The sequence below is a fragment of the Kitasatospora sp. NBC_01300 genome (assembly GCF_041435235.1).
Classification (GTDB): Bacteria; Actinomycetota; Actinomycetes; order Streptomycetales; family Streptomycetaceae; genus Kitasatospora.
Genome location: NZ_CP108408.1, coordinates 1,289,233 through 1,302,253 on the forward strand (window position 1 = coordinate 1,289,233; position 13,021 = coordinate 1,302,253).

The 13,021-nt window shown below is 75.0% G+C and carries 10 protein-coding genes; 4 read left to right on the forward strand and 6 right to left on the reverse strand.

Annotated features, from left to right (window positions below; genetic code table 11):
• Positions 1-225 precede the first annotated feature (225 nt).
• Positions 226-2,016, forward strand: coding sequence for a protein kinase (locus tag OG556_RS05515; protein WP_371516123.1), 1,791 nt, complete (start codon positions 226-228; stop codon positions 2,014-2,016).
• Positions 2,017-2,159: 143 nt separating this feature from the next.
• Here OG556_RS05515 and OG556_RS05520 read toward each other — a convergent pair whose 3' ends face one another.
• The 3 genes from OG556_RS05520 to metF form a co-directional block, all read right to left on the reverse strand.
• Positions 2,160-4,400 (reverse strand): heavy metal translocating P-type ATPase, encoded by a 2,241-nt coding sequence (locus OG556_RS05520; protein WP_371516124.1) that lies wholly within the window; start codon positions 4,398-4,400, stop codon positions 2,160-2,162.
• 210 nt (positions 4,401-4,610) lie between these two features.
• Complete coding sequence (locus OG556_RS05525; protein WP_371516125.1) at positions 4,611-5,774, reverse strand: permease; 1,164 nt, start codon at positions 5,772-5,774, stop codon at positions 4,611-4,613.
• Positions 5,775-5,877: 103 nt separating this feature from the next.
• Positions 5,878-6,816 carry a methylenetetrahydrofolate reductase [NAD(P)H] gene (metF, locus tag OG556_RS05530; RefSeq protein ID WP_371516126.1) on the reverse strand — a complete coding sequence of 313 codons (939 nt, stop codon included), beginning with the start codon at positions 6,814-6,816 and terminating at the stop codon, positions 5,878-5,880.
• A gap of 250 nt (positions 6,817-7,066) precedes the next feature.
• Between metF and OG556_RS05535 the strand changes: the two genes are divergently transcribed.
• Positions 7,067-7,387 (forward strand): cation transporter, encoded by a 321-nt coding sequence (locus tag OG556_RS05535; protein ID WP_363627525.1) that lies wholly within the window; start codon positions 7,067-7,069, stop codon positions 7,385-7,387.
• Between the two features lie 96 nt (positions 7,388-7,483).
• Here OG556_RS05535 and OG556_RS05540 read toward each other — a convergent pair whose 3' ends face one another.
• A complete protein-coding gene (locus OG556_RS05540) occupies positions 7,484-8,026 on the reverse strand; it encodes an MOSC domain-containing protein (protein ID WP_363627524.1) in 543 nt (180 codons plus the stop codon).
• A 64-nt stretch (positions 8,027-8,090) separates the two neighbouring features.
• Positions 8,091-8,714, reverse strand: a complete 624-nt coding sequence (locus OG556_RS05545) for a TetR/AcrR family transcriptional regulator (protein WP_371516127.1) — start codon at positions 8,712-8,714, stop codon at positions 8,091-8,093.
• A gap of 105 nt (positions 8,715-8,819) precedes the next feature.
• On the opposite strand from OG556_RS05545, the gene OG556_RS05550 reads away from it, so the two are divergent.
• Both OG556_RS05550 and OG556_RS05555 read left to right on the forward strand, forming a co-directional pair.
• On the forward strand, positions 8,820-10,397 hold the full coding sequence (locus tag OG556_RS05550; protein WP_363627522.1) for an FAD-dependent monooxygenase: 1,578 nt from the start codon (positions 8,820-8,822) through the stop codon (positions 10,395-10,397).
• A gap of 149 nt (positions 10,398-10,546) precedes the next feature.
• A complete protein-coding gene (locus OG556_RS05555; RefSeq protein WP_371516128.1) occupies positions 10,547-11,758 on the forward strand; it encodes a cytochrome P450 in 1,212 nt (403 codons plus the stop codon).
• Positions 11,759-11,834: 76 nt separating this feature from the next.
• On the opposite strand, the gene OG556_RS05560 is transcribed toward OG556_RS05555, so the two are convergent.
• On the reverse strand, positions 11,835-12,989 hold the full coding sequence (locus tag OG556_RS05560) for a Dyp-type peroxidase (protein ID WP_371516129.1): 1,155 nt from the start codon (positions 12,987-12,989) through the stop codon (positions 11,835-11,837).
• Positions 12,990-13,021: the final 32 nt, after the last annotated feature.

Below are 13,021 nucleotides of genomic sequence, written 5' to 3' on the forward strand. Positions count from 1 at the left end.
TTGGAAATACGCCACTCGATGATCAACACACGGTGTGTGATCATGACTTGACGCTGTTTCGATGTTGCTCGGGCGCCCATCAGAATAGGCCCTCCACCGGACAGACGAACAGAATTGAGCACTATCCTGGGCGACGCAGCGGAAGCGGTGCGAGAACCACCGCGCGGGAACCGGCCCGAGGCCGGGTCAGGGCGAACAGGCCAACAGGGTCCAGTCGGGGGATGCGTGTCCGAGTCGCGTTGGGTGCCCGGGCTCCGGTTCGGGCCGGAGTTCGACCCCGAGCAGTACGAGCTCCTGGAATTCCACCACCGGGGCGGCGAGGCCGAGGTGTGGCGGGCGGTGCGGACCGGCCACAGCGGGCTCAAGGAACTCGTCGCCGCGAAGATCATGCTGGAGCGCGACCCCTCCGAGGTGCGGCGCTGGCTCGGCCGCTGGGACGACGTCTCGCACAACGCCCACCGCCTGGACGTGACCGACCTGGTGGTGCCCAGCTTCCTGCTCGGCCCCTCCCCGCACCGGCCCGGCGCCGCGCCCTCCGCCGGGCTGCTCGGCTACCAGATCTCCCCCTGGGTCGAGGGCGTGCCGCTGCACACCTGGGCCCGCACCCAGCGCGGCGGCCCGGCGGCGGTGGCCGAGGTGCTGGCCCGGCTCTGCCGGATCGTCGACGAACTGCACCGCAAACGCTGGGTGCACCGCGACATCTCCCCCGCCAACGTCCTGGTGGACGCCCAGAACCAGGTCAAGCTGATCGACCTGACCTTCCTGGCCCCGCTCGACCACACCCTCACCGTCGCGGTGTTCACCCCCGGGCACGTCCCGCCGGAGGCCGAGCAGGTCGGCGGCTTCCCCACCACCGCCAAGGACCTGTTCGCGGTCGGCACCCTCGCCCGCACCCTGCTGCTGCCCGACCACGGCCGGCTCGACCACCGGCTCGCCGCCGAACAGGCCCGCGCCGAACTCCTGGCCGCCGGCTACGGCGAGGACCTGGCGCGCTGGGCCTGCGAACCGCTCGCCCGCGAACCGGACCGCCGCCCCTCCCCGCTCGGCCCCTGGGTGGGCCGCGGCCGTGAACTCCTGCGCTCCCGCCGGCCGGTGGCGCGCACCGCGGGCCTGGCCGTCCTGCCCGACCGGGCCGGCCGGCCGCTGCTGGTCACCGGCGGCGCCGACGGCACCGCACTGGCCGGCCCCGGACACCACGGGCAGCGCCTGCCGGCCGGCCAGGGGCCCGGCCCGGTCAGGGAGTTGCTGGCCGGCTGGGCCGGCGGCCAGGGCGAACTGGTGGTCTGCGCCGAGGACCGCGGCGGGACGCTCTGGGTCGGCACCTCGGCCGGCTGGTGGGAGGCCGCGCGCGGCGTCAGCGGGCTCGCCGGGGCGGTCAACTCCGCCGGGGAGATGACGGTCTGGACGGCGGCCGGCGGCGCCCTGCGCTCCTACCGCTGGGCGCCCGGCCTCACCCTCACCGGCCAGGAGCTGCCCGGCTGCCCGGCCGACCGGGTGCTCGCCGCCCTGGAGGAGCGGGCCGGATCCTGGCTGGTCCTGGTCGAGCACCGGGAGCGGGTGCTGAGCTGGCGACCGGGCTCGGCGCAGGGCCCCGCCCCGCTGGGGCCGCCCGGCGCCCTGCGCGCCGGGGCGCTGGCCCGCACCTCCGCCGGCCCGCAGGCCGCGACGCTGCGCCCGGACGGCTCCGTCCAGCTGCACACCCTCGGCACGGCCGGCACGGCCCCCGAGATCGGCGACGGCGAGCCCTCCCTCGGCGTCGCGATGGCCGGCCACCGGGGCGGCCCGACGGTGGCGCTGGCCGGCGCGGGCGGCGTCCGGCTGCGACTGCCGGCCGGCGGCGCCTCCCGGCGTCCGCGCTGGTGGCGGCCGACGCTGCGCCCGGCCACCCGGGTCGCGCTCGCGATGGGCGAGGACTGGCGGCTGTGCCTGGCCGCGGTGGTGGAGGGCGAGTTGCAGTGCTGGCAGGAGGACGCGGCGTACCGGTGGCAGGCGGTGGCGCTGCCCGAGCAGGGCTGAGCGGGGCTTCGCGGGGCTGAGCGGAGTGTCCGGCGACAGGCCGGGGTCCGGGATGCGCCAGGGCCCCGGAACCTGGTGCGGTTCCGGGGCGCCGGCGGCTCGGGCGGGTCCAGCAGGGTGGGCGGTTCGGCGTTCGAACGGGCTCAGCGGAAGCGGCGCAGCCGCAGGCTGTTGCCGACCACGAAGACCGAGGAGAAGGCCATCGCGGCCCCCGCGATCATCGGGTTGAGCATCCCGGCCGCGGCCAGCGGCAGGGCGGCGACGTTGTAGCCGAAGGCCCAGAACAGGTTGCTCTTGATGGTGGCCAGGGTCTTGCGGGAGAGCCGGATGGCGTCGGCCGCCGAGCGCAGGTCGCCGCGGACCAGGGTGAGGTCGCCGGCCTCGATCGCGGCGTCGGTGCCGGTGCCCATGGCCAGGCCCAGGTCGGCCTGGGCGAGGGCGGCCGCGTCGTTGACGCCGTCGCCGACCATCGCCACGACCCTGCCCTCGGCCTGGAGCCGCTTGACGGTCTCCACCTTGTCCTGCGGCATGACCTCGGCGATGACGTGCTCCGGGGCGATGCCGACCTCGGCGGCGACGGCCTCGGCGACCGCCCGGTTGTCGCCGGTCAGCAGCAAGGGGGTCAGGCCCAGGCCGCGCAGCCGGGCGATCGCCTCGGCGCTGGTCGGCTTGACCGCGTCCGCGACCTCCAGGACGGCCCGGGCCTCGCCGTCCCAGCCCACCGCGATCGCGGTCCGCCCGGCCGCCTCGGCGGCGCGCTTGGCCGCGGCCAGGCCCTCCGGCAGGTACTGCGACCAGTCGTTCAGCAGCGCCTCCCGGCCGGCGACCACCGCGTGGCCGTCGACCACGCCCTGGACGCCCAGGCCCGGTACGTTCTCGAAGCCCTCGACCGCGGGCAGCTCACCGGCCTCGGCGGCGGCGGTGGCGATCGCGGCGGCGATCGGGTGCTCGGAGGCGTGCTCCAGGGCGCCGGCCAGCCGCAGCGCCTCGGCCTCGCCGACGCCCTCGGCGGTGTGCACGGCGAGCAGGGTCATCCGGCCGGTGGTGACGGTGCCGGTCTTGTCCAGGACGACGGTGTCGACCTTGCGGGTGGACTCCAGTACTTCGGGGCCCTTGATCAGGACGCCCAGCTGGGCGCCGCGGCCGGTGCCGACCATGAGCGCGGTCGGGGTGGCCAGGCCCAGGGCGCACGGGCAGGCGATGATCAGCACCGCGACCGCTGCCGTGAAGGCGGCGGTCCAGCCCTCGCCGGTGCCCAGCCAGTAGCCGAGGGTGGCCACCGCCAGGACGATCACGATCGGGACGAAGACGGCGGAGATCCGGTCGGCGAGGCGCTGGGCGGCGGCCTTGCCGTTCTGCGCGTCCTCGACCAGCCGGGCCATCCGGGACAGCTGGGTGTCCGCGCCGATCCGGGTGGCCTCGACGACCAGCCGGCCGCCGGCGTTGACGGTGGCGCCGGTGACCTGGTCGCCGACGGAGACCTCGACCGGTACGGACTCGCCGGTGAGCATCGAGGCGTCCACCGCCGAGGCCCCCTCGGCCACCACGCCGTCGGTGGCGATCTTCTCGCCGGGCCGCACCACGAACCGGTCGCCCACGGCCAGACCGCCGACCGGGATCCGGACCTCGGCCCCGCCGCGCAGCACGGTGACGTCCTTGGCCCCCAGTTCCAGCAGCGCCCGGAGCGCGGCGCCCGCGGTGCGCTTGGAGCGGGCCTCGAAGTAGCGGCCGGCCAGGATGAAGGCGGTGACGCCGGCCGCCGCCTCCAGGTAGATGTTCGACGGGCCGTCGCTGCGGGCGATGGTCAGCTCGAAGCCGTGCCGCATGCCCGGCATTCCGGCGTCGCCGAGGAACAGCGCCCACAGGGACCAGAGGAACGCGGCGCCGGTGCCGAGCGAGACCAGGGTGTCCATGGTCGCGGCGCCGTGCTTGAGGTTGGTCCAGGCGGCGCGGTGGAACGGCCAGGCGGCGTAGGTGACCACCGGCGCGGCCAGCACCAGCGACAGCCACTGCCAGTTGTCGAACTGCAGGGCCGGCACCATCGCCATCGCGATCACCGGCACCGCGAGCGCCACCGCCGTGACCAGCCGCTGGCGCAGCGGGGCGAGTTCGTCGGCCGACTCGGCCTGCCCGGCCGGGCCTTCGGCGGCCGGCGGCTTCGGCAGCGCGGCGCTGTAGCCGGTGGCCTCGACGGTGGCGATCAGGTCGGCGACGTCGACGCCCGCGGGGAAGGCGACCTTCGCCTTCTCGGTGGCGTAGTTGACGCTCGCCGAGACGCCGTCCATGCGGTTCAGCTTCTTCTCGATCCGGGCCGCGCACGAGGCGCAGGTCATACCGCCGATCGAGAGTTCCACCTCCGTGGAGGCGGGTGCCTGGGTGGTCATCGTTGCTCCTCGTGACAGTCGTCGTTCCGGGAACGCGCTGAGCGTCTCCGGCCCGGCCTTCATACCCTAGGGGGGTATCGGTCGGCGTCGGGTTCCTTTATACCCCCTAGGGGTACCCGAGGCAAGCATGGACCGATACCCCCGGCTGGTATTTTCCGGTCCGGCGATCCGCCCGGCCCGAAACCCCCGGGAGGTACCCGCTGCCGGGCGTCAGCGCTGGTCGTGCCGGTGCCCGTCCCCGGCCGCGGGCTCGCCGCCCATCATCCGGAGCATGGCGCGGCCGCCGGTGCGCAGGAAGCGGGCGAGCAGGGCGGCGGCGAGGAGCAGGAAGGCGATGTTCAGCCAGGTGGTGTAGTTCCACTCGATGCCCGCCATCGGGATCTCGGCCTCGCGCCGGTCGGGGACCAGGCCGAGCGCGCCGAAGAGGAACTCGACGGTGTAGCCGGCCACCACCATGGCCACGTAGAAGGTGCCGAGCAGGAACAGGGCCGTCCGGCGCCCGTAGTACTTCCGGTAGATGTTGAGGATCGGCAGGATCAGCAGGTCCGCGAAGATGAACGCGACGACCCCGCCGAAGCTGATCCCGCCCTTCCACAGCACCACCGCGAGCGGCACGTTGCCGATCGAGCAGACGAAGGACGCCATCGCCACCACCGGACCGACCAGCGGACCCCACAGCCGGCCGACGAGCGGGTGGTCGGCGAAGAAGAAGGCCTGCCAGAAGGAGTCCGGCACCCAGGCGGCGATGGCACCGGCGATGAGCAGCCCGAGGACGAGGTCCATGAGGATGGCCGCCCACTCCATCACGAACACGTGCGACACGGCCGTGACGCCCCGCCGGGACAGCAGCCGCCGGGTGAAGGAGCCCTCCCCGGCGACGGACATGTCCATCGCCGCGTGGCCCTCCATCGAGCCGGCCAGGCCGCGTTCCGCCTGGGCGCGGGCCTCGCGCAGCAGCCGGTCACGCAGCAGCAGCCGGAAGAGCAGGGCGAGGACGAGGATCATCACCGGCCCGCCGACGAACTCGGCCGCCGTGAACTGCCAGCCGAGCAACAGGGCCAGGATGACGCCGAGTTCGACGACCAGATTGGTCGAGGCGATCTCGAAGGCCATCGCGGCGGTGAAGTCCGCGCCCTTGCGGAACAGCGAGCGGGCGAGGGCCACGGCCGCGTACGAGCAGGAGGAGGAGGCCGCGCCGAGGAGCGCGGCGACGCCGAGGGTGCGGGGGCGGTCGTCGCCGAGCAGCCGGACGACGGTGGACTTGCGGACGACGGCCTGGACGACGGCGGAGAACAGGAAGCCGAGGATCAGCGCCCAGGTGATCTCCCAGGTCATCGATCCGGCGATGGACAGCGCGTGCAGGATCGCGTGCATGGTGGGTCCGCCTTCCCTGGTGCCCCGGGTTCGCCAGCGCCGAGCACCATATACCCGTACCGGGTATCACCCCTCGCACCTCGCCGGGGGCGGCACTCCCCCGTCAGGCCGCCGCCAGCGGGGCCGGCCACGCCGGCCGGTCCAGCCCGAGGTTGCGGTGGATCTCCAGGGCCGCGGTGGAGCGGTTCAGCGTGATGAAGTGCAGGCCGGGCGCACCCTCGCGGAGCAGGCGCTCGGCCATCCGGGTGGCGTGGTCGACGCCGATGCGGTGCGCGGCCGGCCGGTCGCCGCGGGCCGCCTCCAGCCGTGCGGCCAGGCCCGCCGGGAAGGAGGCGCCGCTGAGTTCGGCGAAGCGGGCGATCTGGCGGACGTCGGTGGCCGGCATGATCTCCGGGATGACCGGGGTGTCGCAGCCGGCCTCGGCGAGCCGGTCGCGCAGCCGCAGGTAGTGCTCGACGTCGAAGAACATCTGGGTGACGGCGTAGTCGGCGCCCGCCCGGCACTTGGCGACGAAGTGCCGGATGTCGTCCGCCCAGTCCGCCGAGCGCGGGTGGCGCTCCGGGAAGGCCGCCACCCCGACCGTGAACGCGCCGCAGCTCTTGACCAGTTCGACCAGTTCGGCGGCGTGCCGCAGGCCCCGGGGGTGCGGCTGCCAGACGCCGTTCGGGTTGCCGGGCGGGTCGCCGCGCAGGGCGAGGACGTCGCGGATCCCGACGTCCGCGTAGCGGCGCAGGACGGCCTGGAGTTCGGCGGTGGAGTGGCCGACGGCGGTCAGGTGGGCCACCGGCCGCAGCGTGGTCTGGGCGGCGATCCGCTCGGTGGTCTCGATGGTGCGGTCGCGCGAGGAGCCGCCGGCGCCGTAGGTGACGGAGACGAAGGTCGGCGCGACCGCCTCCACCCGCCGGATCGCGGCCCACAGGGAGCGCTCACCGGCGTCGTCCTTGGCCGGGAAGAACTCGAAGGAGTACGTCCGCTCGCCGGCCGCCAGGATCTCGCGCAGTCCGCGCGGCCCGCGCGCTCCGGGTCGGGTGGTGTGGTCCATGGGGTGTCACCTCGGGTGATGGGATCGGCCGCCTGCCGGCGCCGGCCGCCGGGATGCGGGCGGCCGCTTCCACCCTGCCGGAAGGGCGCAACGAGAGTGCCACAAGGATCGGTTGACGATCGGTCGAGTCCGTTCGCGGCCGTCGCGGGCGCCGCCCTCAATTACCCCTGGGGGGTATGGTACGTTCTCCAGGCGAAGCGGCCGGCCGCACCCGCGGCCGGCGCCGGGCACTGATGACAGGAGCACCCCCATGTCCGAGACCACCGTCGCCGTCGAGTCCCCCGCCGCCGAGACCACCGCCTCCTGCTGCGGCTCCTGCGGCACCGGCGCCACCGAGGCCCCCGCCACCGGGACCGCCGGGCGGGCCGTCTTCCAGGTGAAGGGCATGACCTGCGGCCACTGCGTCACCTCGGTGACCGCCGAACTGCGGAAGATCGACGGCATCACCGACGTCGCCGTGGACCTCGCCGCCGGCCAGGTCACCGTCGACAGCACCCTGCCGCTCGCCGACGAGGCCGTCGCCGCCGCCGTGGACGAGGCCGGCTACGACCTGGTCGGCCGCCTCGGCTAGGCCCTGTCCGCCGAACGCCCCCGACGGCAGGGCCGTCGGGGGCGTTCGGTGTACGGGGTGGGGGTATGCCTGGCGGGATGCGGGCCGGGCAGCCGGTCAGACCCGGTCGAGCGGGCGGTGCGGGCCGGGCGGCAGTTCCACCGAGATCGCGTCGCCGGGAAGGACCGGTCCGCCCGCGCGCACGACGGTCATGATGCCGGCCCGGCGGACGACGGCGCCGCTCTCGTCACGCCCGACGACCTGCTTCAACAGCCCCTGCCGGTAGGCGTCGATCTGCCGGCACGGATTGCGCAGGCCGGTGACCTCCAGCACCGCCTCGGGGCCGATCCGCAGCACCGCGCCGACCGGCAGGCCGAGCAGGTCGAGGCCCCGGGTGGTGATGTTCTCGCCGAGCGCGCCCGGCGCCACCGCGAAGCCCGACTCGCCGAGTTCGGTGAGGAGCTCCTCGTGGATGAGGTGGACCTGGCGCAGGTTGGGCTGGTCCGGGTCCTGGGCGACCCTCGAACGGTGCTTGACCGTCACCCCGGCGTGCACGTCCCCCTCCACCCCGAGCCCGGTGAGCAGCACGATGCCGTCACGGTTCGGCTTGGTGAACGAGTACTCGGCGCTGCTGCTGACCGCCACCACGCTGCCGCTCATGCGCGGACCCCTTTCGCGTACGGATGTTCGACCGGCTCCGAGCATAGGACCCCGGCCTCGCGGGTCAGCCCGCGGAGGGCGCCCTGAGCAGCGGCAGGACGACCTCGTCGAGGATCTCGTCGACGACGCGGTCGGGCGGGACGCCGCCGCCGAGCAGGGCGGCCTCGCGCAGGAGGTCGAGCGGGAGGGAGCAGGTGCGGGGGGTGAGCCGCGCGGGGTTGATCTCGCCCCGGTCGGCGGCGCGGCGCAGCATCGCCGTCAGGCCGCCCACCGGCCCCTGGGAGACCAGCCCGCGGAAGTGCTCGCGCAGTTCGGGGTCGCGCATCAGGTCGACCAGGAGGCCGTGCACGGCGTCCTGCGGCAGGTCGTCGAAGCGGTGCAGCAGCCTGCGCAGGAAGAGCGAGAGGTCGGCCCGCAGTTCGCCGGTGTCGGGCGGCTCCCGGTAGTCGGGGGCGTTGCGGCCGAGGGCGGCGACGACCAGCGCGGCGCGGTTGGGCCAGCGGCGGTAGAGCACCGGTTTGCTGGTCCGGGCGCGGGCGGCGACACCGTCCATGGTGAGCCGGTCGTAGCCGTGGTCGGCGAGTTCGGCCCAGACGGCGTCAAGGATCGCCTGTTCCAGTTCGTCGCCGCGCCGGCGGGAGGCCCTGCCGCCCGCCGGTCCGTCCTCCGTTGTGCTGCCGGTCGTCACCGAGGTCCGCACCCATCCTTGTAGATACGTTGCGTTTCTTATCGGGCCGAGTCTACAGTCGAGATTAAGAAACGATTCGTATCTTATGTCGAGGAGGGGCCCGCCATGAGCACTGCCCGTACGACCGACGTCCTCGTGGTCGGCGCCGGCCCGGTCGGACTGACGCTCGCCGTCGGACTGGCCCGCGCGGGGGTCGACTGCCGGATCATCGAACGGGACCCGGCCTTCCGCGACCGCGGCGTCCGCGGCAAGGGCGTCAACCCCCGGACGCTGGAGGTGTTCGACGACCTCGGCGTGGCCGGCGAGATCCTCGCCCGCGGCGACCTCAACCTCAAGATCCGCAGCTACCGGGGCGACCGGCTCCGCCACGAGGTCGACCCGGCACCCGCCAACGCCCCGACCCCCGACCGCCCTTACGGCGGCCTGCTGATGCTCGCCCAGCACCACACCGAGGCCGTGCTGCGCGACCGGCTCGCCGACTACGGCGTCACGGTCGAACTGGACACCGGGCTCGTCGACCACACCCAGGACGGGGACGGCGTCCTCGCCATCGTCCAGCACGGGGAGCGCGCCGGGGCCGCCACCGAGCGGATCGCCGCCCGCTACCTGGTCGGCTGCGACGGCGGCCGCAGCACCGTCCGCAAACTCGCGGGCATCCCGTTCCTCGGCGAGACCTGGGAGGAGGAGCGCTTCCTGATGGCCACGATGCGCCTGGACGGGTTCGCGCCGGACGCCCTGCACGTCTGGGACGACCCCCGGTTCGGCGTCGGCGCCCTGGTACTGGTCCCGCTGCGCCAGGACGACACCTGGGCCGTCCACGCCTCCGTCACGCCCGACGGGCACGGGCGGCTGCCCGCCCCCACCCTGGACACCTTCCGGCAGCTGTTCGCCGAACGGGCCGGCCTGCCCGGCGCCCGGCTGCACGAGCCGACCTGGTCCACCGTCTGGCGGCCGACCGTACGCATGGTCGAGCGCTACCGCGAGGGCCGGGTGTTCCTCGCCGGGGACTCCGCCCACTGTCAGTCCGCGGCCGGCGGCCAGGGCATGAACACCGGCATCCAGGACGCGCACAACCTCGGCTGGAAGCTGGCGGCGGCGCTGCGCGGCGCCCCCGACCCGCTCCTCGACAGCTACCAGGCCGAACGGCTGCCCGTCGCCCGCGCCGTCCTGGCCGCCTCCTCCGCCCAGCACCGGGCACTGTTCAGCGGCGACGGCGGGGCCCGGGCCCTGACCGACCAGCTCCTCAGCCTGGCCAACTCGGCCGGCGCCGACCTCACCGGGCTGTCCGTCCACTACCGGGGCGGGCCGCTCGGCCGCGACCTGGACGACGCCACCGGCATCCGCGCCGGGGACCGCGCCCCGGACGCGCCCTGCGCCACCGCCGACGGCGCCCCCACCCGCCTGTTCGACCTCTTCCGCGGCCCGCACGCCACCCTGCTGGCCTTCGGCGAGCACCCCGCCCTGACCGCCCTGCCCGACCTCCCGGGCGTGCACCGGGCCGGCGTCCTCGACCCCGGCGGCCACGCCCGCCGCGCCTACGGGATCGACGGCGACGCCGTCGTACTGGTCCGCCCCGACGGCCACGTCGGGCTCACCGCGGGGGCGGTCGACCCGGCCGCGCTCACCGCCCACCTGCGCGACCTCGGGCTGGCCGACCGACGGACCGGCCCACTGACGGGCTGACGGGCCGGGCCCGGTGAAACCCTGACCGGGGGAGGTGGAATCGCTACCATCGGGACCAACGGGACAAGCAGCAGCGGAATCCAACGATCTACGTAAATAAGACAGTTGGATTCTCATCCCGCGCCGGACCGCCGACCCCGAAGGGACCCATGTCCACCGCCGCACCCGCCCTCCCCCCGTTGCACCGACTCCCCGTCACCCCCGCCCAGCCGCCCCACCCCACCACCCTCCCCGACGGCACCCCCGCCTGGCTGGTCACCCGCTACCACGACGTCCGCCAGACCCTCACCGACCCCCGCTTCACCCGCGGCGACCTGGCCACCGTCGGCACCCCCGGCGGCGGCGCCGACGTCTCCAGCAACCCGGCGTCGATGTTCAACCAGGACGGGCCGGAACACCGCCGGCTGCGCAGCACCGTCCAACGGGCCTTCACCGCGCGCGCCATCGCCGGCTGGCAGCCCTGGGTCGCGGAGAGCGTCCAGCAGGCCGTCGACGCCCTCGCGGCCGGCGGCACCCCCGCCGACCTGGTCACCGCCTTCACCCGGCCGGTGCCCTTCGCCGTCACCAGCCGCCTGATGGGGCTCGACGGCGACGGCCCGGACCGCCTCGACGAGCAACGGCTCCGCCGCTGGACCAGGGCGATCCTCGCCGACGGCACCCCGGACGACAGTGGCGACGCGGCGGACGGCACCCTGGACCCGGCCGAGGCGCTCGCCGAATACGCCGCCTACACCGGCGAGTTGATCGCCCGCCGCCGCCACCACCCCGGCGAGGACCTGGTCAGCCGCCTCGTCCAGGCCGCCGACCAGGACGGCGGCGTCCCCGAGGAATCACTCGTCTACCTGGTCTGCGGGCTCACCGCCAGCGGCAACGAGAGCGTCACCGGCGCCCTCGGCAACGCCCTCGTCTACCTGCTCGGCGAACGCCCCGAGCAGTGGCCCCGACTCGCCGATCCCGACACCACCGAACGCGTCACCGAACGACTCCTCCACTTCATCCCGCTCGGCGACGACGAGGCCACCACCCGGCGCGCCACCGAACCGGTCGACCTCGGCGGCGTCCGGATCCCCGCCGGCGCCGTCCTCGCCGTCAGCCTCGGCAGCGCCAACCGCGACACCGCCGTCTTCCCCGAGGGCCTCGACGCCGGCCTCGACCACCCGCTGCCCGCCCCGACCCTCGCCTTCAGCGCCGGCCCCCACTACTGCCTCGGCGCCTGGCGGATGCGCCTGGAAATGCGCGAATCCCTCCGCCGCCTCGCCGCCGCCCTCCCGGGCCTGCGCCTCACCACCCCCGTCGACCGGCTCACCTGGCAACTCGGCACCACCACCCGCAGCCCCGCCCACCTGCCGGTCACCTGGTAGCCGGGGGCGCCGGGCCGCCCGCAGCGAGCAGCCCGCGCCGGCCCCCGGGCCGTCGCGGGCAAGCCCCTGCTCCCCCTCAGCCCCAGAGCTGCTCGCCCAGGGTGGCGCCCTCGGGGGCGCCGGGGAGGACGTAGGCGACGGCGGAGGCCTGGTGCTGGACGAACGGGTTGAGGGCGTCGCGGGTGGCGAGGCGGGTCTGGACGCGGGTGAACTGGGCGGGGTCGCGCATGAAGGCGCAGAAGAGCAGGCCGCGGTCGTCCGGGCCGTCGTCGTAGCTGTAGCCGCGGCGGAGCATGCGCGCGCCGCCGTCGAGGCGGGGGCTGCTGAGCCGGACGTGGGCGGTGGCGGGGATGACGTAGGAGCCGTCCGGGTTCTTGGCGTAGACGTCCGGTTCGTCGTGTTCGGCGCTGCCGGTGAGCGGGGCGCCGTCGCCCGCGCGGCGGCCGATGACCAGGTCGCGCCGGTCCGCGGGGAGGGCCGCGAAGGCGGCGACGTCCATCCGGATCCGCCGGTAGACCAGGACGGTGCCGTTCTCGTGCGCCCCCGCCGGACCCCAGACCCACTGCCGGGCGGTCGACTCGTCGGGGTTGGCGGTGCCGTCCTTGAAGCCGAACAGGTTGCGGGCGGTGGTGCCCGGGGCGGTGGCGGGCAGAAAGCCGGACTGGGTCCAGCGGGGCGTGGCCCCGGCGGCGCGGGCGGCGGCGGTGGCGAGTTCGGCGACGACGGTCAGCGTCCAGCGGTCGGCGCCGCAGAGTTGGAGGAGGACGTCGCCGCCGCCGCGCGCCGGGTCGAGGCGGTCGCCGGCGAAGGCCGGCAGGTCGGCGAGCGCGGTCGGGACGTTCAGGCCGAGCCGGGCGGCGAGGTCGGGGCCGACGCCCACCAGGCTGGTGAGCCGGGCCGGTTCGGCGCCCTGGAGCCGCAGGTCCGGCGAGCTCCCGGCGGTCGCGGCGGCCAGCAGCCGGGTGAGGTCCGCGAGCAGGCCGCGCAGGGCGTCCCGGCCGCCGGCGGTGGTCGCGGGTGCGAGGTCGAAGGCCAGCAGCTGGGTGGCGGGTTGCGGCGGTGTGGTCACGCCGGCCTGGCGGGGGCCGTGGAAGAGGGGTGCCGGTCCGGGTGGCGGGGCCGCCGGGTGCGGCGCGGCGCCTTCGTGGCCGCCGTGCGCCAACGCCTGGACGCCGGCGCCGAGTCCGGCGGCGAGCACCGCTCCGGCCGCGAGCAGCGCCCTCCGCTCCACACCGGATCCGGCGGCTTCCGTCTGTTTCCGCA

Coding starts and splice junctions, on each gene's coding strand:
- OG556_RS05540 (WP_363627524.1), bottom strand. CDS start 8,026: ATGAGCGGCAGCGTGGTGGCGGTCAGCAGCAGCGCCGAGTACTCGTTC.
- metF (WP_371516126.1), bottom strand. CDS start 6,816: ATGGACCACACCACCCGACCCGGAGCGCGCGGGCCGCGCGGACTGCGC.
- OG556_RS05555 (WP_371516128.1), top strand. CDS start 10,547: ATGTCCACCGCCGCACCCGCCCTCCCCCCGTTGCACCGACTCCCCGTC.
- OG556_RS05520 (WP_371516124.1), bottom strand. CDS start 4,400: ATGACCACCCAGGCACCCGCCTCCACGGAGGTGGAACTCTCGATCGGC.
- OG556_RS05525 (WP_371516125.1), bottom strand. CDS start 5,774: ATGCACGCGATCCTGCACGCGCTGTCCATCGCCGGATCGATGACCTGG.
- OG556_RS05550 (WP_363627522.1), top strand. CDS start 8,820: ATGAGCACTGCCCGTACGACCGACGTCCTCGTGGTCGGCGCCGGCCCG.
- OG556_RS05535 (WP_363627525.1), top strand. CDS start 7,067: ATGTCCGAGACCACCGTCGCCGTCGAGTCCCCCGCCGCCGAGACCACC.